The sequence below is a fragment of the Terrabacter sp. BE26 genome, assembly GCF_041941675.1.
In the GTDB taxonomy this organism is placed as follows: domain Bacteria; phylum Actinomycetota; class Actinomycetes; order Actinomycetales; family Dermatophilaceae; genus Terrabacter.
The window spans coordinates 2,183,196-2,201,892 of the sequence record NZ_CP090122.1 but is presented as its reverse complement, the minus strand read 5'-3'; the positions used below and the strand labels follow the sequence as shown (position 1 = coordinate 2,201,892).

The following is an 18,697-nucleotide window of genomic DNA, read 5'->3' as shown; positions in this document are numbered from 1 at the left end:
GTGACCGCGGCGCCTGCCGACAGCGTCGGTTTGTAGGGTGTCCTGCGTGATCCGCCGCCACCCCGTCAAGACGCTGGTCGTCCTGCTCCTGGTCATGGCGGCAGCGCTCACGCTCGCCTACGCCAAGCGCACCACAATCCCGGTGCCGCCCACGGCCCAGCCGCAGCCGGGTGAGTCGCTCGTCGTCGTGGGCCTCGGGGGCCTGTCCTGGGACGACGTCTCCGCCAGGGACACCCCGATCCTGTGGGGACTGCTCCGTGACGGCGCGGCGGCGTCGGTCTCCGTCAAGACCCTGCCGCTGACGACCTGCCCCACCGACGGCTGGGCCACCGTGTCGGCGGGCGAGGCGGCAGGCCCCGACACGAGCGAGGCACGCCCCCGGTGTGAGCAGCTGCCTCCCGTCACGGGCAACGCCACGTCGGGCTTTCGGGTCAGCGGCTTCGACGCCCTGGCGAAGTCGTCCAGAGCGGCCGAGTTCCGGGCGCAGCTGGGCCTGCTCGGCGACAGCTTCGCCGTCCAGAAGACCTGCATCCAGGCGGTCGGGCCGGGCGGGGCGCTCGCCGCCGCCACGTCCGACGGCAGGCTCGCGCGGTACAGCCCGTTCCAGGCGACCACGCTGACCTCGGACCTCGCGCAGTGCCCGGTCAGCATCGTCGACGTCGGCAGCATCGACACGACCGACCCCAACCCGACGCGCCACCTGGAGCTGGTCAACGGCCTCGAGCGCCGGATCGAGCTGGTCATGGAGGCCATGCCGAGCGGCGCCGACCTCCTCGTCGCCGGACTCGCCGACCGCGACCAGCAGGAGCGCCTGCGGCTGCTCGCGGCGAGCGGGCCGCACTACGCACCCGGACTGCTCGCCTCTGCCTCCACCCGCCTGACGGGCGTCGCCCAGCTGTCGGACATCACGGCGACCATCCTGCAGCGCGGCGGCGTGACCCCGAAGACGGAGATCGGCGGCCGCGCCCTCAGCATCGTGCCCTCGGCCAACAACAGCGAGGACACCGCGGCGACCAAGCTCACCGCGCTCACCGACATCGACACCAAGGCCGACGCGATGCACCGTATCGTCGCGCCGTTCCTGACCATCTGGCTCGCCGGCACCGTGCTCGTGCTCTTCGCGCTGGGGCTGGCGGTGCGCCGCTCCCGCCCGTGGAACCGCCGCCTCACCCGGGCGCGAGCCCTGCGCATGGCCCGACTCACCGGCCTGCTGTCGGCGGCGATGCCCGCCGCGACGTTCCTCGCCAACCTGGTGCCCTGGTGGCGTGCCTCGACCAACACCGTCGTGCTCGTCGCCATGCTGTTCGTCCTCGTCCTGGTGATCAGTGGCGTGCTGACGCTGGTGTGCCTCAAGGGGCCCTGGAGCAGCTCGGCCCTCGGCCCGCTCGCAGCGATGTCAGCGGTCACGGCCGGCGTCATCGGCGTCGACCTGCTGACCGGGTCGCGCCTGCAGATCTCCTCGATCTTCGGCCTCCAGCCGCTCGTCGGCGGCCGCTTCTACGGGATGGGCAACGTCGCGTTCGCCCTGTATGCCGCCGCCGTCCTGCTGCTGTGCGCAGCCCTCGCGCACGCGCTGACGAGGCGTGGCGCCCCGCACCTCGCGGTCTGCGCGGTGGTCGTCGTGGGTGGCTGCGCCCTCGCGGTCGACGTGCTCCCGGCGTGGGGAGCCGACTTCGGCGGCCCCATCGCACTCGTGCCCGCACTCGGGTTCCTGCTCATGGGCGTCATGGGCTGGCGCACGTCCGTGCGCAACGTCTCGCTCGTCCTGCTCGTGGCGGGGCTGGTCGTCGGCCTCGTCTGCTACCTCGACTGGCGCCGGCCCGATGCCGAGCGCTCGCATCCCGGCCGGTTCTTGCAGACGGTCATCGATGGAGGCGCCTGGGACGTCGTGTCGCGCAAGCTGTGGGCCAACGTCGACCTGGCCGTGGCCATGCCGGCGCTCCTCGTGGTCGTCATCGCCCTCATGGTCGTCGTCGTGATGGTCGTGCTGCGCCCCGGGATCCTCGGCACCGAGCCGCTGCGGCGCCTGCTCGAGGAGGCCCCGATCATGCGCCGCGGCCTGCTCTCGGTCATCGTCATGGCGGCCATCGGCTTCCTCACCAACGACTCCGGCGCCGCCATCCCGCCGGTCGCCGCCATCTTCACGGTGCCGCTGGTGGTCTCGGCGGTCATGCACTTCCTCGCGATCGAGGCGCGCCGGGCCCCCGTCCGGCGTCGGCGCGACCGCCACCACCTCTGAGCACTCTGGGCTCGCGCCGAACCCTCGGCTCAGCCGGGTCCGAGCCGGCGGCGCAGCCGCCGCACGCCCAAAGCGAGCGCGACGTCGCGGTACTGCGCGGCGCGATGCACCTGCGAGCGCCAGTCGGTGCCGGTGACCCGGTGCTGCAGGTCGCACGGCACCTCGAGGATGGTCAGCCCCGCGTCCAGCACGTCGACGGTCATGCCGACCTCGACTCCCCAGCCGCGCGCGAACGGGGTGGCTGCGGCGACGGCGGCAGGTGACAGGCAGCGCATGCCCGACAGGGGCTGCACCGGTGACCAGCCCGTCAGCTCCTCGATGCCGTTGCGGGCGAGCGAGACCACCAGGCCGTGCCCACCTGCACTGCCCTGCTGCTGCGGCAGGGTGGCGATCGTGAGGTCCGCCTCGCCGCGGGCGACCGGGGTGACGAGGGACCCGACGGCGTGCGCCGAGGCCTCGAGGTCCGCGTCGACGAAGAGCACTGCCGCGTCCTCGTCGAGGCAGCCGGTGCGGCGCAGGCCCCTGACCCGGCCGAGGCCGCTCATCATGGCGTCGGCCTTGCCGTGGTTGCGGTCGTGGCACACCACCTCGGCGCCCTCGCGCGCGGCGATGGCATCGGTGCCGTCGGTCGAGCCGTCGTCGACGACCACCACTGCGGCGACGCCCGGGATCGTGCGGACACCGCGGATCGTCTCGGCGATCCGAGCCGCCTCGTCCTTGGCGGGGATGACGACGGCGACGGACGGCGGCCGGCTGGTCGTCATCCCTGTCATCGTCCTCGGCGCTGCGCTCAGCGGAGGGTGACCTGGCGGTTGGTGAGGCCCGCCTTGGCACCGCGCTCCGCCGCGGTGAGGGGCTCACCGGACGCGGCAGCCGCGTCGATCTTCGCCTTCATGGCGTCGACGGCGTCCTCGAACTCGCCGGCCTCCGAGGCGGGGTCGACCTCCCACACCGGAATGAGCAGGCCGCTCGACCGGAAGCAGCCGAGCAGGCGACCACCGTCGCCGAGGTGGCTCTCTCCGGCGGCGTGCAGGCGGGCGAGGGCGTCGGTTGCCGTGTCCTCGTCGAAGGGCAGGACCCACCGGACGTAGGTGCGCTCGCCGATGCGGCACCAGAACGCGGAGGGCGCGGCATCGAGCTTGACGGTCGGGATCACGGACTCGTTGGCGCGCTGGAGCGACTCCTTGCCGTCGGCGTCGAGGTCGGCGTCGGCCACCCAGAAGTCGAAGCCCTCGTGCAGCTGCATCTCGAAGGAGGCGTCCAGGTCGAGGACGTCCTGCAGGCGCGGGCTGTCAACCGTGGCGACGGGAAGCGTCTCCACCGGAGAGCCGGGATCGGCCGCCGATGCCAGGGCGATGGCCTGGGCGATGTCGCGACTGGTGTCACCGCTGGCGTTGCCGGACTGGATGCCGACGAGCACCTCGCCGCCCTCGCGGTGCAGGCCCGGCCAGGCGAGCGGGAGCACGGTCGCGATCGTCACCTCGTCGGGCGCGCCCTCCGGCGCCTTGCCCTCGGCGAAGCGCACGGTCGCGGTGGCGGCGGGCACGATCTCGCGCATCGCGACCCAGTCGGTCTCGTTGGGAAGGCCCTCGAAGGGCCGGGCCACGAACGGGGCCGGAAGTGGACGTGCGGAACGGTCAGCGCGCTCGCCGCGCGGTCGACGTGATGCCTTACCCATGGGCGCCACCCTAGTGGCCGGTCCGGGCGCGCCTGCATTCGGCGCGGGTCAGTGCGATCGGCGCCGCGAGGGCCCACCGAGCGAGGCCCAGACGGTGCGGCCGTTCGGATCGTCGATGACCCCCCACTCGTGGGCCAGGGACCGGACGATGCGCAGGCCCCGACCCCCGGGCGCCCACATGGCCGGCGGCGCCGGCCGCGGCACCGTGGGGCCACCCCCGTCGGACACCTCGACCTCGACGACGTTGTTCTTGACCTTCCAGTGGATGCGGATCGTGCCGTCCGCCAGGGGCCTGGCGTGCCGGATGGCGTTGGCGACGAGCTCGCTGACGACGATCTCGGCCTCGTCGATGACGTCCGGGCTCACCTGCCGGGCCAGCAGGTCCTGCACGAGCTCGCGACGGATCCGCGGGGCGGCCGCCGGCGCCCACTGGAGGCGTACGGTGCGTTTCTCGCCCAGCGGCTCTGCCGGCACGTTGCTCATGGGTCTCCTCACGGATCCGGCTCGTCGGGCATCCGTACCGGCGTGGGACGCCGAGCCGCTCCCCTGTGGGCGCTGTGTGCTCGCCACGTCAGTCCTCCTCACGGGCGATCGCGCTCGCGCTCCCTGTCGCTGCAAGGTAACCAAACCTTCGCCCAACCTCAACGAACTGTGACTTTTTCCCATCCGCAGCCCGTTCGCTGCCTTCGCCTAGCGCTCTCTAGCCGTGCGGCTAGAGACGTCCATACAGCTGCATCGACGCGCTCGGCCTTTCCTGTGGGGCATACCCACCGCCCCCGGAACCCTTGCACCTGTGAATGTGAGCGATATATCGTCGACGTATCGCGACTGTTCGTGGGTCGCGGAAGAAGGAGGAAGACCATGCATGGACACCAACACACCCGACACACCCGCCGCGAGTCCGGCTGGGACAGCGGCTGGGGAGGCGGCTGGGGAGGCGGCTTCGGCCCGGGCCGCGGTCCCTGGGGCGGATCCGGCGGCCCCGGCGGCCCGGGTCACGGCGGGCGGGGCCGCCCCGGACCGCCGCCGTGGGTCGCCGACCTCGTGCGGCACTTCGGCGGACCCGGGTTCGGCGCCGACTTCGGCGGTCGCCGCGGTCCGCGCGCGCGACGCGGCGACGTCCGCGCCGCCATCCTCGACGTCCTGGCGGGCGACGAGATGAACGGCTACCAGCTCATCCAGCAGATCTCCGAGCGCACGGGCGGCGCCTGGAAGCCGAGCCCCGGCTCGGTCTACCCCACCGTCCAGCAGCTCGAGGACGAGGGGCTGGTCGAGGGCCGCGAGGTCGAGGGGCGCAGGCTGCTGCGACTCACGGACGCGGGCCGCGCCTACGTCGAGGAGAACGCCGAGGAGATGGCGGCCACCTGGCGCCCCTTTGAGACTCCCGCCGAGGACGAGGAGGCGCCCCGTCCGTCCGGCGGCACCGGTGACCTGATGCCGCTCGTCGGCCAGGTGATGGGTGGCATGTGGCAGATCGTCACCACCGGCACGTCGCAGCAGCGTGCCGAGGCCGCCGAGATCCTGACCGAGACCCGGCGCAAGCTCTACTCCCTGCTCGCCGACGGCGACCCCGAGTAACAGCAACCGCGCAGAGCCCTGCACGGCAGGTCGGCACCCCGGGCGCGTCAGTCGCGCTCGGGGTGCACGACGAGGCGACGGCCGTCGGGCAGGATGAGGTGGTGATGGAGCGCCTGCGTGTCATCGGGCTGGGGACGGGCGACCCGCGGCACGTGACGGCCGAGGCCGCGCGCGCACTCGCGACGGTCGACGTCCTCCTCGTCGAGGAGACCGGCACGGGAGCGCCGGCCTCCCTGGCCGCGGCCCGAGGGGCGGTGTGCGACGCGCTCATCCCGGCCGACCACCGCTACCGCGTGGTCGACGTGCCGACGGTCTCCGACCCGGGGGCACGCGTGGACGCGTACGCCCTCGCCCTCGACGCGCTCGGGAGCGAGGAGACGACGGTGGGGCTGCCCGTCTGGGGAGACCCTGCCCTCGAGGGCGCGGCGATCGGCGTGGTGGAGGCACTCGTGGAGCGGTACGCCGAACGCGGCGTGGACGTCGACCACGACGTGGTCGCCGGGATCAGCGCCCCACAGCTGCTGGCGGCGCGCCACCGCATCGGGCTCGGCCACGCCGGGGCGCCGGTTCACCTCACCAGCGGGTCGCGTCTCGTCGACGAGTACGAACCGGCCCTGGGCGACGTGGTGGTCTCCCTCGACCCGGACCTGGCGTGCGCGGGCCTGGCGGACGCCTTCCCCGACCTCGAGCTCTTCTGGGGCGCCTACCTCGGCACGCCCGACGAGCAGCTGGTGCACGGCCTGCTGGCCGACGTCCTCGAAGACGTGCGGCAGGTGCGGGCCGAGGGCATCCAGCGGCACGGGTGGGTGCTCGACACCTACCTGCTGAGGTCGCCCGGGGACGTGCTTGCCGGGCCCGCGCCGTCGGCCTTCCCGGAGACCGGCCCGCTGACCGACGACATCGTGACGGTGCGGCCCGTCACGGTCAACGACTGGGAGGTGGTCCGCGACGAGCACAACAACGAGGAGTCGCTGCGGTGGGACTTCTCGGGCGAGCCGCTCACCGACGACGAGGCCAGGCGCAAGTCCGCCGGCGCTGCGCGTGAGTGGCGACGCGGCCGGGCAGCGCGCTTCGTCATGGTCGACGCCGCCAGCGGTGCAGGCGCCGGCGTCATCGGCGTGCTGCGGCTCGGGCCCCCGGGGACCGGGCTGGTCGGCTACGGGGTACTGCCGGCCTTCCGCGGCCGCGGCTTCACGACCCGCGCCCTGCGGCTCGTGTCGCGGTGGGCGTTCGAGGATGCGGGCCTGGCCAGGCTCGAGCTGGGCCACAAGGTCGGCAACGAGGCCTCTGGACGTGCCGCCGAGAAGGCCGGTTTCCGCGCCGAGGGCCGGCTCGGCGGCCGGCTCCCGAACCCGGACGGCACCTGGTCCGACGAGGTCTACTACTCACTGACCCGCGAGCGCTTCGCCGGTCCGGCCGACTGACCGGCGCCCTCCAGCGCGCTTCAGACCCGGGCGAGGAAGTCGAGGACGCGCTGCTGCACGAGGCTCGCCGCCTCCGGGTCGTACGCCGTCGTGCTGGCGTCGGCGAACAGGTGCCCGCAGCCGGGATAGGTGAAGAGCTCGCCGTCGGATGCCGCCGCGACGATGCCTCGGGCGGCATCCACGTCGCCCTCGTCCATGAAGAACTCGTCAGCCTCGCCGCCGTGGACCTGGACCGGCACGCCCGCCGGCCACTCGGGAGCGAACTCGCCGAGCGGGATCGCCGAGTCGAGGAGGAGTGCCGCACGGGCGCCGGGTCTGGTCTGGGCCAGGCGCTGGGCGGCCATGACGCCGAGGGAGAAGCCGGCATACACGAGGTCGTGCGGCAGGCCGTCCGCGGCGGCGACCCCTGCTCCTGGAGCCGGTCGAAACCGATGGACCGCGCCCTGGCCAGGCCCTCGTCGAGCGTGGCGAAGCTCTGGCCGTCGTAGAGGTCCGGCGTGTGCACCGTGTGACCCGCCGCGCGCAGGGCGTCGGCGAAGGTGAGGAAGCCCGGCGTCTGGCCCTGGGCGTGGTGCAGGAGGAGGACGTCGGCCATGCTTGCTCCTGTGCTCGATGGTGTCCCGGCTGTCGATCCAACAACCTAGACCGATCCGACAGCAGCCGAAGAGCACCGTGGCCCACCACGTGGGCGTGCTCGTCGAGGCCGGCATCCTCCGCGTGCTCCCCGAGCCCGACTGACACCCGACTGACATATTGAGCGCATGCAGCTGGAGTTCAGCGGTGAGGTCTGGCAGTGGCGCGGTCCGGCGCCGTACTACTTCGTCACCGTGCCCGAGGACGAGTCGCAGGCCCTGCACGACGTGGCCCACGTGAGCTACGGCTGGGGCATGATCCCGGTGACCGCCCGCGTGGGGCGCACCGAGTGGACGACGTCCCTCTGGCCCAAGGACGGCGGCTACGTCGTCCCGCTCAAGGACGCCGTGCGACGGGCCGAGGACGTGCAGGAGGGCGACACCGTGTCGGTCGGCCTCGACGTCCGCGTCGATTCCTGCTGATTGCCTGGATTCGTTATGACCGTTCCGCGCCGATACGCCCGGTTCGGCTCCATGATGTGTACGCACGCCGTGGGGACCACGGGCGTCGACGACGCGTACAGGGGAGGAACACCGGATGGCTGACGTCTGCACGGAGTCGGGACACGACCCGCTGTCAGGCCGGATGACCGTGACGGCACACGGGGGCCGGGTGTCCTTCGACGTGCCGGTGGCGTGGGAGGCGATCGAGCTCGCGCCCGGCGAGGTCGTCGCAGCGGTCGAGCCGGACGACGCAGACCGCTTCCGCACCAACGTCGTCGTGACATTCACGCCGGTCGGCGGCGCGCTGGTCGACTGGGACCACGAGACCTCGCTGCGCGAGGCCGCGGAGCTCGACGGCTACCTGCTGCTGGACCGGGAGGACGTCGAGGTCGGCGGCCACCCCGGCACGCGGCGGCTCACCACGCACGCGACACCCGCCGGCGAGTCCGTGACCACCGAGCGCTGGTGCACCGTCGTCGACGGCAGCGGCATCACCCTGGTCGCACGGGTCGCGACCCCGCGCGTGCCCGAGATGGCCAAGGTCATCGCTGCCGTCGCAGCCAGCCTGGTGGTGCGGACCGAGCGGCTGGTCGCCGCGTGAGCGTCGTCTTCGACGCGACCACGGGCCACCTGCAGCTCGACCCGGAGGCGTTCATCGGCCTCGTCGACTACGCGACGGAGCCCGAGGGCGTCTGCGACGGGGTCGTGGCTCGGCTCCACCGGGCGGGCGCCGTCTCGGACGGCCGGCCGCACCCCCGGCTGCGCAACGCGCTCGCAGCGGTGACGAGCTCGCTCGGCTCACTCCAGGTGCTGGTCAGCACCCCGGGCAGCGTGACCCTGCACCAGTGCTGGGTGGCCTTCGTCAGCGCCCTGCTCAGCGACCTCGGTGACGGCACCTACCAGTTCGCAGCGGTCAGCACCGACTTCCTGCCCACCGAGGTCGCGCAGCGCACCGGTCTGGGACCGCGTCCCCGACTCGAGCCGTCGGGGGTGTCGGTGGACGAGTCCCTGCTCGATGCACTCTCTGCCGGCTCGGGTCGGACCCGCGTCGCCGGCGGCGTCGCACTGGCCGAGGCCCTGGCGCCGTGGCCGGCTGCCGCAACCGCGATCCGTGCCGGCCGGTGGAGCCTGGCCGTGGCGGACGTCGCCTTCCCCACAGCGTCGGGCACCGTGGTGCGCCGTCTCGCGTGGATCGACACGGAGGCGGGGCTGCTGCGCGTGGAGGCCGACGACCGCGGACCGGTGCTCGTACCGACGACCGCCACGGCGCTGTGGGGAGCCGTCGTCGCGCTGCTGCCGACCGACGCCGAGACCGGGGTCCTCCCCCGCTCCGCCTGAACCCTCAGGAGGATCCCTCGGCGGACTCCCCGAGGACGACCTCGTCCCCCACCCGGATGGTGCCGGAGCCGAGGAGCCGGAAGACGGTGCCGGCCCGGGCGTGCAGGGCGCGGGCCGCCCCCGGACCGAGCTCGTCGTCGAGCAGCCGGCAGGGCGCCGCCACGCGGACGACCTCCAGCTCGACGTCGCCGACGCGGATGCGGGCCCCCGGCTTCGTCGGGATCCGGCCACCGGAGATGGTGAGGTTGCGCCGGGTCAGGCCCGGGTCGACCGGCCGCCCGAGGTCCGCCGCCGCGGCCTCGAGGTCGGGCAGGGACTGGACGGTGACGTGGCGGTGCCGGCTGCCGTGGTAGCGGTCGCCCACCAGGCCGGCGCCGGCCTCGGCCTCCACGCTCGCGACCGAGCGCGTCGGCAGCCGCCGGCCCTTGGCGACGTGGATCGCGACCACCGTGGGGCTCATGCCAACGAGACTAGGCATCCGGGTCCGGTGGCAGAGGCTCGGGCTGGGCGGGTACGGGCGGGATCTGCAGCCCGGGCGGGGGCGAGCCGTGCTCGCGCCCGTACCACGCCGCATACGCTGCGACGGCGGTCGGCAGGGTGGGGAAGACCATGTCGGAGCCGACCTTCTCGAGGAACCCGCTGGCCTGGAGGGAGCGCCGGAGGTCCTCCTTGACCCGTGCCATCGCGAAGCGGACGGACCGCTCCGCCAGTGTCGAGCGCACGGTCTCGAGGGCGTCCGCGGCCGTGAGGTCGACCTCGGTGTTGGCCTCGGCGTTGAGCAGGAACCACTCGACGCGCCCCCGCCGCGACGCCTCGTCGGCGACCTGCAGGGCACGCTTGACGAAGTCGTCGGAGTTGGCGAAGAAGAGCGGGGAGTCGTAGCGGTAGACGACCAGCCCGGGCACCTGGACGGCGTCGGGGTGGTCGTCGATGTCGTGCATCCCGGCGACGTCGGGCACGTACCCGAGGACCCCGTCGTGCGGGTGCACGATCCGTCGGAGCAGGTCGAGCAGCGAGAGCCCGACGGCCACGCCGATGCCCGGCAGCACCCCGAGGCCCAGCACCGCCGCGGTCGTGGCGAGCGCCAGCACGAGCTCGCTGCGCCGGAACGCGGCGATGCGCCGGAGCTCGCCGACCTCGACGAGCCCAGCCGCCGCGAAGACCACGACGGCGCCGAGCGCGGCCGTGGGGAACGCCGCGATCACCGGACCGAGCCACAGCATGGTGGCCACGACGAGGACGAGCGACACCAGCGAGTGCAGCTGCGTGCGGGCACCCATGTTGTCGGCGATGACGGTGCGGCTGCCGCTCGAGCTGATCGGGAAGCCCTGCAGCAGTCCTGCGCCGACGTTGGCCGCGCCCAGCGCGAGGAACTCCTGGTTGCTGTCGATGCTGTGGGTCCCGGCGCCCCGGCGGCCGCTGAAGGCGCGGCCGGTGAGGACGTTGTCGGAGTAGCCGACCACCGCGACCCCGAGGGCGGCCGGCAACAGGGACCGGAGGTCGACGCCGGACGGGTGCGGCACCTGCAGCGACGGCAGCCCCTGTGGCACCGGCCCGACGACCGCGATCCCGGCCCGGTCGACCAGCCCGAAGGCCCAGACGACGACGGTCGCCCCGAGCATCGCGATCAGCGGGCCCGGCCAGGTCGGGGCGAAGCGCTGGAAGGCCACCAGGGTGGCCAGCACCCCGAGCGAGAGCCACAGCGTCGGGAGGTGGGCCTCGCCGAGGTGGGCGACGGCATACCCGACGTCCTGCGCGAAGGAGCTGCCCTCCAGGGTGACCCCGGTGAGCTTCCCGACCTGGCTGACGACCATGAGGACGGCGACACCGGCCAGGTAGCCGACGAGCACCGGTTTGGAGAGCAGCTCCGCGAGGAAGCCGAGGCGTGCGACGAACCCGACGAGGCAGATGAGCCCGACGGCGATGGCCAGCAGCGCGGCCACCTGCTGACGCAGCGCGACGCCGCCGGCCGCGGTGACGAGGGCACCGACGCCGGCGGCCGTCATCAGGGCGGTCGTCGACTCCGGGCCCACCGAGAGCTGCCGGGACGAGCCCAGCAGCGCGTAGACGATCAGGCCCGGCCCCACCGCCCACAGCCCGGTGATCGCCGGCAGTCCGGCGACCTCCGCGTAGGCGAGCACCTGCGGCACCAGGTAGGCGGCCACCGTGACGCCGGCGAGCACGTCGCCCCGCAGCCACCTGCGGTCGTAGTGGCGCAGCACGACCACGCCCGGGAGCAGCCGCTCCCACGTCGCCCGGCCGCCGAGCCCCGCGGTCACGCGACGAACGTACGCGACGGGGTATGCCGTCAGGTCGGTTTCGCGGGTGACGCGGGCTCAGGCGGGAATGCGCAGGCGGCGGGTCATCTCCCCGACCGCGACGGTGATGGAGTGCCCGAGGTGCACGCAGCGGCCGGAGATCTCGTTCTGCTGGCTGCCGCCGAGGCCGATGACGACCTCCGGGTGGGTGCGGGCGACGGTGTCGATGATGTCCTGCGCGGCCGTGATGTCGATGTCGCGCGGCACGGCCATCACCATGCCGGCGGCGCGACGGGCCTCGATGGCGCGCACCCAGTCCTCGGCCGGCAGGTCGGCCCCGACGTAGACGGTGGCGAACCCGGCCCGCCGGGCGGCGACGGCGAAGGCGAGCAGGCCGAGCTCGTGACGCGAGCCGGGCGGCAGGCCGATGAGGATGGTCGGCCCGTCGACCCGGCCGGACGCGGCCTCGTAGGCGGCTGCGAGACGGCGCTGGACGGCATACGACACGAGGTGCTCGCCCGCGACGGTGAGGCGGCCGTGGGCCCACTCCTCGCCGACGAGCTTGAGTGTGGGCATGAGCCAGTCGTCGACGACGTGCTCGAAGGTGCCGAGGGCGAAGCGGGCATCGAGCACGGCGGTGGCCGAGGCGGTGTCGAGGCGCTCCGCGGCGCGGACGAAGGCCTCGGCGTCCTCGGACTGGTAGCGCGCGCCGGGCCGCAGCGGCGCGACCCTGCTCCCCCGGCCCTGACGGCTGTCACGGCCGTCGCGGGCCTCGCGGCCGAAGGACGACTCGCGCCCGGCGGTGTCGCGGCCCGAGAGGCGCCGCAGCGTCTCGGCGGCGGCCTCGCGTGCCGACCACCCCTCGTTGACGAGGGAGTTCATGATCGCGAGCGCCCGGACGTCCTCGGGGCCGTAGAGACGGTAGCCGCCGTCGCTGCGCTGCGGGCTGACGACGCCGTAGCGGCGCTCCCAGGCGCGCAGGGTGGCGACGCTGATGCCGGTCAGCTCCGCCGCACGCTTGATCGTGTACATCTGCTACTCCAACTGGCCAAGCGCCTCGCGCAGTCCCCGCTCGGCGTCGTCCCCGAGCCTCTTGAGGGCCGGGGACAACAGCGGGGCCACGTACCTGGCGAGGCCCTTGAACTCGAACTCGGCACGATAGGTGACCGTCGTGCCCTCACCCGCGGTCGTACCCGACCGGGGCGCCGCGGGCACGAGGGTCATCGTGTCGTGGGCGACCACGGTGGCGTTCTCACCGCGGAGCACGAGCCGGCGGTCCGGCTCGTGCTCGATGACAACGTAGTCCAGCTCGGTCTCGCGCCCGAGGAACTTCGAGACATTGTGGTAGCGCGTGCCCACGCCGCCCTCGCCGGAGACGCGCTCGGTGCGCACGGTCCCCGGGTCCCAGTCGGTGGTGCTGGTGAAGTCGCTGAGGTAGGCGAAGACGCGGTCGAGCGGCTGGTCCACCGTGACGGTGCGTTCGATCTCCATGCGCTCCCCAAACCTTTGACAGACCTTAGACACGCACTCTACGGTGAGCGCCAGCGGTGGGCAACGGGTCCGTCTGCACACCACGTGTCACCAATCCGGTAGGGCCTCGGCCCCGAACCCCACGGGACCACATCAGCCAGGAGGCCCTCGGTGACCCCACCGCACGCGAACCCCAGCACGAGCCGTCCCACGGCGGCCGTCGTCGGCGCCGGAGTGTCCGGCCTGACCGCCGCGCACGTGCTCAGCCGGACGCACGACGTCACCCTCTTCGAGGGCGACAGCCGCTTCGGGGGGCACGCGCACACGCACTCGGTCGCCGGGCGGGAGGGGTCCCTGCGCATCGACAGTGGCTTCATCGTGCACAACGAGCGCACCTACCCGCACCTGCTGCGCCTCTTCCGCGAGCTCGACGTGCCCACCCAGCCCACCGAGATGAGCATGAGCATCACCTGCTCCGGCTGCGGGCTGTCGTATGCCGGAGGGCGCGGCCCCAAGGGCATGTTCGCCCAGCGCCGCCGCCTCGCGGACCCGCGGTTCGTCAGGATGCTGGGCGACGTGCCGCGCTTCCACAAGGCGGCCCGGGCCCTGCTTGCCGACGGCTCGCAGGAGCCGACGTGGGGCGAGTTCCTGGCGCAGCAGCGCTTCTCCGACTACTTCGTGCGCCACTTCGCGATCCCGCTCGTCGCCTGCGTGTGGTCCTGCGGCGACCTCGACGCGTCGTGCTACCCGGCGCGCCACCTGTTCCGCTTCCTCGACCACCACGGCATGCTCACCGTGACGGGATCGCCCACGTGGCGCACCGTCACCGGTGGGTCGGCCACCTACGTCGACCGGCTCGTCGCGCGCCTGCCCGACGTGCGCAAGGAGAGTCCGGTGACTGCGGTGACGCGGCACGACGACGGCGTCGACGTGCGGGTGCGCGACGGGCACACGGCGACGTTCGACCGGGTCGTCGTGGCCACCCACGCCGACCACGCGCTCGACCTGCTCGCCGACGCGACCCCCGACGAGAAGCGCGACCTCTCGGCCATCCGCTACTCGCGCAACGAGACCTGGCTGCACCGCGACGCGTCGGTGCTGCCCGCGGTGCGCCAGGCCAGGGCCTCCTGGAACTACCGCATGCGCGGGTGTGACGCCGCGGCTCCCGACGTGACCGTGAGCTACTGGATGAACCGGCTGCAGGGACTGCGCGACACCGACGAGCACGTGGTGACCCTCAACCCGGCCGGCATCGTGGACGAGTCGCTCGTGACGGCGCGGATGTCCTACGAGCACCCGATCTTCACCGGAGAGGCCGTCGCGGCGGCCGCGCGGCTGCGCGGGGCCGGTGGCGGCCGCCTGGCCTTCGCCGGCGCCCACCTGGGCTGGGGCTTCCACGAGGACGGCTGCCGGTCGGGGGTGGAGGCCGCCGAGTCCTTCGGGGCCCGCTGGTGACGGCGGTCGTCGTGCCACCGCCGCTGCCCGCCCTGGTCGACGGCTCCGTCTCCCACTCGCGCCGGACCCCTCTGCGACACAGCTTCACCCACGACCACTACCAGTGGCTGGTCGACGTCGACGACCTGCCCCGGCTCTCCTGGCCGGCCCGGCTGTTCGCCGGGTTCGACGCCCGCGACCACCTCGACGAGGGCCGGCTCGGTGGTGGCATCCGGGGCGACGTCGAGCGCTTCCTGTCCGCGCGCGGCGTGACACTCGCATCCGGGGACCGCGTGCTCATGCTCGCCAACGCCCGCGTGCTCGGGCACACCTTCGACCCGCTGACCGTGTTCTGGTGCCTGCGTCCGGACGGCTCGCTCCGGGCCGTCGTCTTCGAGGTGCACAACACCTACGGCGAGCGCCACGCGTACCTCCTCGACGTGGCCGAGGACGGCTCGGCGACGGTCGGCAAGGCGTTCTACGTGTCCCCCTTCAACGACACGCGCGGGGAGTATGCCGTCCGCCTCGTCCTGCGGCCCGACGCCGTCGCCGTGACGGTGGCCCTCGAGCGGGACGGCGAGCGCATCCTGACCGCGGTGACGCGTGGCACGCCGGAGCCGGCCACCGCCCGTGCGCTGTTCCGGCTCGTGCGTCGCCACGGCCTGATGACCTTCACGGTGACCGCCCTGATCCGGGTGCACGGCATCCGGCTGTGGCTGCGCCGCCTTCCCGTGATGCCCAGACCCCCACACCCCAAGGAGGCCGTCCGATGACCGCCCTGTCCTCGACCGTGTCGCCGACCCCGTCGTCGACCACCGCCGACCCGCTGTGCCTGCGCCGCCCGGCCCTCCACACCCTGTGCCTGCGCGCGCGCCTGGCCCGCAGCATCCTGGGCCAGGTCGCGCAGCGGGTGCCCGTCGACGTCGTCATGCCGGACGGGACGCTGCTCGGCGGGGGCAGTCGCTCCTCCGAGCATGCCGAGCATGCCGTGCATGCCGTGCCTGCCCAGCGGCCGGCCCTGGAGGTCGTGCGCCCGGGCGCCCTCTTCGAGCGTCTGGCCCACCACCCGAAGATCGGGATCGGCGAGGCCTACATGGCGGGCGACTGGCGGGCCGCCGACGGAACCGACCTCGCCGAGCTGCTCGTGCCGTTCGCCGCGCGGATCACGACGGCGGTCCCCAAGGGCTGGCTGCGGCTGCGTGGCGTCGTCGACCGGCGCATCCCTCGCATCCAGGAGAACTCGCTGCTCGGTTCGCGCCGGAACATCGAGGCGCACTACGACCTGTCCAACGATCTCTTCGCGGCCTTCCTCGACGCGACGATGACCTACAGCTCGGCCATGTTCGACGAGGACCAGCCGCTGCGCACGCAGTCCCTCGAGCAGGCCCAGCTGCGCAAGGTCCACGCGATCCTCGACCTGGCCAAGGTCGGCCAGCACACGCGGCTGCTCGAGATCGGGACCGGGTGGGGCACGCTCGCCCTCGAGGCGGCTCGGCGCGGCGCCACCGTCACGAGCGTCACGCTGTCCCGCGAGCAGGCGGCCCTGGCGCGCGAGCGGGTGGCGGCTGCCCGGTACGCCGACAAGGTGGACATCCGCATCCAGGACTACCGCGAGGTGGAGGGCGTCTACGACGCCGTCGTCAGCGTCGAGATGATCGAGGCCGTCGGCGAGGAGTACTGGGAGACCTATTTCCGCACCATCGACGAGCGGCTCGCCCCCGGCGGCATCGCGGCCGTGCAGGCCATCCTCATGTCGCACGAGCGCCTGCTCGCCACGAGGCACTCGTACGGCTGGATCCAGAAGCACATCTTCCCCGGCGGTCTCATCCCGAGCCTGCAGGCGATGAGCGAGACGACCGACGCTGCGACGTCGCTGCGCATGACGGCGGTTGAACCGTTCGGCGCGGACTACGCCGAGACGCTGCGCCGCTGGCGGGAGACGTTCCTGGCGCGCTGGCCCGAGGTGGAAGCGCTCGGCTTCGACGAGACGTTCCGCCGCAAGTGGGAGTTCTACCTCGCCTACTGCGAGGCGGGGTTCGCCACCGGCTACCTCGACGTGGCGCAGGTGCGACTCGAGCGGGAGGGCGCCGCGCCCGGGGCCTCGTGATGAGCACCTCGGTCCTCTGGTTCCGGCGCGACCTGCGCCTGGGCGACCACCCTGCGCTGCTCGCGGCCATCGAGGCGGCGACGCACGTGCTGCCGGTCTTCGTGCTCGACCCGCGGCTGCTCGACACCGACATCCCGCGCTCGCGCCGGCTGCTCGCGTCGGTGGCCGCTCTGCAGAAGGACACCCGAGGCGCGCTGGTGATCCGCAGCGGTGACCCCGTGGAGGTCATCCCCCGCCTCGCCAAGCAGGTGGGCGCGGGCCAGGTGCACGTCTCCCGGGAGACGACGCCCTACGGGCGCCGGCGCGACGAGGCGGTCGAGGAGGCGCTCGCCGAGGACGGCCGCGAGCTCGTCGCCACCGGGTCGCCGTATGCCGTCGGGCCGGGTCGCGTCGTCAATGGCTCGGGCACGCCGTACAAGGTCTTCACTCCGTTCGCCAGGGCGTGGCACCAGCACGGCCGGCCCGCCCCGGCCGAACGGCCGAAGCGCATCCCGTGGCTGCGCGACGAGGTGCGCAGCGACCCTCTTCCGAAGGCCGACCTCGACGGCATCGAGGCCGGTGAGGCCGCCGCTCGGAAGCGGTGGGAGGCGTTCCTGCGGGACGGACTGACGGCATACGACAGGGAACGGGACCGACCCGACCTCGACTCGACGAGCCGGCTGTCGGCGCCGCTCAAGTACGGCGAGATCCACCCGCGAACGGTGCTCGCCGACATCGCCGCGCACCCGGCTGGGCGCTCGAAGGCCGCGACGACGTACGTCACCGAGATCATCTGGCGGGAGTTCTACGCCGACGTGCTGTGGCACCACCCCGAGTCCGCGTGGCACGACCTGCGGCCCGAGCTGGCGAGGCTGCCCTACGACTCGGGGTCCGAGACCGACCGGCTCGTCGACGCCTGGCGCGAGGGCCGCACCGGCTTCCCCGTCGTCGACGCCGGCATGAGGCAGCTGCTCGCCGAGGGCTGGATGCACAACCGGCTGCGGATGATCACGGCGAGCTTCCTCACCAAGGACCTGCACGTGTGGTGGCCGGTGGGGGCGCAGCACTTCCTCGACCACCTCGTCGACGGCGACATCGCCTCCAACAACCACGGCTGGCAGTGGGTCGCGGGCACGGGCACCGACGCATCGCCCTACTTCCGGGTCTTCAACCCGGTGACCCAGGGGCGCAAGTTCGACCCGGACGGCGAGTACGTCAGACGCTGGGTGCCGGAGCTGCGCCACCTCCCCGGCGCGGCGGCGCACGAGCCGTGGAAGCACGACAACGGGTACGACAACGACTACGTGCACCCGATCGTCGACCACGACGAGGAGCGCAAGGAGAGCCTCGCCCGCTACGAGCGAGCGCGCAGGTGAGGGAGGAGGAGTGCAGGTGAGGGGACCGGTCGCCGAACTGCGCGCCTTCCTCGACGCCGCGCTCTTCGAGCCCGTCAAGGCACAGCACCCCGACCCGCCGCAGGCGCGGACCCGGCGCCGCGTCGTGGTCGCGGTGACCTTCGTCGTCGGCTCGGTGGTGCTCGCCTGGGCGCTGCGGATCAAGCCCGGCGACCCGCTCTTCTACGTGGGGTCGCTGGCGCTGGCGGCGGTGTGGGCGGTCGGTGCGGTCGCCTCTGGTCCACTCCACTTCGGCTGGGGCCACACCCGTTCGGGCGAGCGCGAGTCGCGGCCGGTCGTCCAGTCGCTCGCGCTCGGAACACTGCTGCTCGTCGTCTTCCTCGTGGGGGCACTCGTCGTGGCCCGCGTCCCGTTCCTCCGCGAGCCGGTCGACGCCCTGCTCGACCACGCGCGCTTCGGCTCGCTGCCCGTCGTGCTGGTCATCACGATGCTCAACGGCATCGTCGAGGAGCTCTACTTCCGAGGTGCCCTCTATGCCGCCCTTCCGTCGCACCAGGTCGCGGTCACGACCGCGCTCTACGCCCTGACCACCGTCGGCAGCGGCATCCCGCTGCTCGTGCTGGCCGCCGCGGTCCTCGGGCTCGTCACCGCGCTGCAGCGACGGGTCACGGGCGGCATCCTCGGCCCGATCATCACGCACGTGACGTGGTCGACCGGAATGCTCCTGCTCCTCCCACCCGCCCTCGAGCTCACCAGGTGAC

The 18,697-nt window shown here is 73.1% G+C and carries 19 protein-coding genes; 11 read left to right on the top strand and 8 right to left on the bottom strand.

Annotated elements, in window-relative coordinates; translation table 11 throughout:
* Positions 1-46: 46 nt before the first annotated feature.
* A complete protein-coding gene (locus LQK93_RS10200; RefSeq protein ID WP_374967687.1) occupies positions 47-2,239 on the top strand; it encodes a hypothetical protein in 2,193 nt (730 codons plus the stop codon).
* Between the two features lie 29 nt (positions 2,240-2,268).
* On the opposite strand, the gene LQK93_RS10195 is transcribed toward LQK93_RS10200, so the two are convergent.
* Genes LQK93_RS10195 through LQK93_RS10185 form a run of 3 tightly spaced genes read right to left on the bottom strand, consistent with a single transcriptional unit; the run spans position 2,269 to position 4,400 of the window.
* On the bottom strand, positions 2,269-3,003 hold the full coding sequence (locus LQK93_RS10195) for a glycosyltransferase family 2 protein (RefSeq protein ID WP_374967686.1): 735 nt from the start codon (positions 3,001-3,003) through the stop codon (positions 2,269-2,271).
* Positions 3,004-3,029: 26 nt separating this feature from the next.
* Complete coding sequence (locus tag LQK93_RS10190) at positions 3,030-3,917, bottom strand: DUF5926 family protein (protein WP_374967685.1); 888 nt, start codon at positions 3,915-3,917, stop codon at positions 3,030-3,032.
* Positions 3,918-3,965: 48 nt separating this feature from the next.
* Positions 3,966-4,400 (bottom strand): ATP-binding protein, encoded by a 435-nt coding sequence (locus tag LQK93_RS10185; protein WP_374967684.1) that lies wholly within the window; start codon positions 4,398-4,400, stop codon positions 3,966-3,968.
* A gap of 378 nt (positions 4,401-4,778) precedes the next feature.
* On the opposite strand from LQK93_RS10185, the gene LQK93_RS10180 reads away from it, so the two are divergent.
* Both LQK93_RS10180 and LQK93_RS10175 read left to right on the top strand, forming a co-directional pair.
* Positions 4,779-5,495 carry a PadR family transcriptional regulator gene (locus LQK93_RS10180; protein WP_374967683.1) on the top strand — a complete coding sequence of 239 codons (717 nt, stop codon included), beginning with the start codon at positions 4,779-4,781 and terminating at the stop codon, positions 5,493-5,495.
* Between the two features lie 104 nt (positions 5,496-5,599).
* Positions 5,600-6,919, top strand: a complete 1,320-nt coding sequence (locus tag LQK93_RS10175) for a GNAT family N-acetyltransferase (protein ID WP_374967682.1) — start codon at positions 5,600-5,602, stop codon at positions 6,917-6,919.
* 20 nt (positions 6,920-6,939) lie between these two features.
* On the opposite strand, the gene LQK93_RS10170 is transcribed toward LQK93_RS10175, so the two are convergent.
* On the bottom strand, positions 6,940-7,263 hold the full coding sequence (locus LQK93_RS10170; protein ID WP_374967681.1) for a dienelactone hydrolase family protein: 324 nt from the start codon (positions 7,261-7,263) through the stop codon (positions 6,940-6,942).
* Between the two features lie 417 nt (positions 7,264-7,680).
* Here LQK93_RS10170 and LQK93_RS10165 point away from each other — a divergent pair, with 417 nt between their 5' ends.
* The 3 genes from LQK93_RS10165 to LQK93_RS10155 all read left to right on the top strand — a co-directional run bounded on the left by LQK93_RS10165 (position 7,681) and on the right by LQK93_RS10155 (position 9,333).
* Positions 7,681-7,974, top strand: coding sequence for a DUF1905 domain-containing protein (locus LQK93_RS10165; protein WP_374967680.1), 294 nt, complete (start codon positions 7,681-7,683; stop codon positions 7,972-7,974).
* A gap of 115 nt (positions 7,975-8,089) precedes the next feature.
* A complete protein-coding gene (locus LQK93_RS10160; RefSeq protein WP_374967679.1) occupies positions 8,090-8,596 on the top strand; it encodes a hypothetical protein in 507 nt (168 codons plus the stop codon).
* A complete protein-coding gene (locus LQK93_RS10155) occupies positions 8,593-9,333 on the top strand; it encodes a hypothetical protein (RefSeq protein ID WP_374971422.1) in 741 nt (246 codons plus the stop codon). Before LQK93_RS10160 ends, LQK93_RS10155 begins: the two co-directional genes overlap by 4 nt.
* Before the next feature lie 4 nt (positions 9,334-9,337).
* Here LQK93_RS10155 and LQK93_RS10150 read toward each other — a convergent pair whose 3' ends face one another.
* From LQK93_RS10150 to LQK93_RS10135, 4 genes are read right to left on the bottom strand one after another with little or no spacing between them, the layout of a single operon-like run.
* Positions 9,338-9,793, bottom strand: coding sequence for an MOSC domain-containing protein (locus LQK93_RS10150; protein WP_374971421.1), 456 nt, complete (start codon positions 9,791-9,793; stop codon positions 9,338-9,340).
* 10 nt (positions 9,794-9,803) lie between these two features.
* The gene (locus LQK93_RS10145; protein WP_374971420.1) at positions 9,804-11,612 is read right to left on the bottom strand and encodes a SulP family inorganic anion transporter; all 1,809 of its coding nucleotides are present in this window, start codon (positions 11,610-11,612) and stop codon (positions 9,804-9,806) included.
* Positions 11,613-11,669: 57 nt separating this feature from the next.
* Positions 11,670-12,623, bottom strand: a complete 954-nt coding sequence (locus LQK93_RS10140) for a MerR family transcriptional regulator (RefSeq protein ID WP_374971419.1) — start codon at positions 12,621-12,623, stop codon at positions 11,670-11,672.
* A 3-nt stretch (positions 12,624-12,626) separates the two neighbouring features.
* Positions 12,627-13,082 carry an SRPBCC family protein gene (locus tag LQK93_RS10135; RefSeq protein WP_374971418.1) on the bottom strand — a complete coding sequence of 152 codons (456 nt, stop codon included), beginning with the start codon at positions 13,080-13,082 and terminating at the stop codon, positions 12,627-12,629.
* A 150-nt stretch (positions 13,083-13,232) separates the two neighbouring features.
* On the opposite strand from LQK93_RS10135, the gene LQK93_RS10130 reads away from it, so the two are divergent.
* Genes LQK93_RS10130 through LQK93_RS10110 form a run of 5 tightly spaced genes read left to right on the top strand, consistent with a single transcriptional unit; the run spans position 13,233 to position 18,696 of the window.
* On the top strand, positions 13,233-14,516 hold the full coding sequence (locus LQK93_RS10130; protein WP_374971417.1) for an NAD(P)/FAD-dependent oxidoreductase: 1,284 nt from the start codon (positions 13,233-13,235) through the stop codon (positions 14,514-14,516).
* Positions 14,513-15,268, top strand: coding sequence for a DUF1365 domain-containing protein (locus LQK93_RS10125; RefSeq protein ID WP_374971416.1), 756 nt, complete (start codon positions 14,513-14,515; stop codon positions 15,266-15,268). The genes LQK93_RS10130 and LQK93_RS10125 overlap by 4 nt, the downstream gene beginning before the upstream one ends.
* Positions 15,265-16,602: a class I SAM-dependent methyltransferase gene (locus LQK93_RS10120; protein WP_374971415.1), complete on the top strand. Its 1,338-nt coding sequence runs from the start codon at positions 15,265-15,267 to the stop codon at positions 16,600-16,602. Before LQK93_RS10125 ends, LQK93_RS10120 begins: the two co-directional genes overlap by 4 nt.
* A complete protein-coding gene (locus tag LQK93_RS10115; protein WP_374971414.1) occupies positions 16,602-17,957 on the top strand; it encodes a cryptochrome/photolyase family protein in 1,356 nt (451 codons plus the stop codon). The genes LQK93_RS10120 and LQK93_RS10115 overlap by 1 nt, the downstream gene beginning before the upstream one ends.
* Before the next feature lie 16 nt (positions 17,958-17,973).
* Positions 17,974-18,696: a CPBP family intramembrane glutamic endopeptidase gene (locus LQK93_RS10110; RefSeq protein WP_374971413.1), complete on the top strand. Its 723-nt coding sequence runs from the start codon at positions 17,974-17,976 to the stop codon at positions 18,694-18,696.
* Position 18,697: the final 1 nt, after the last annotated feature.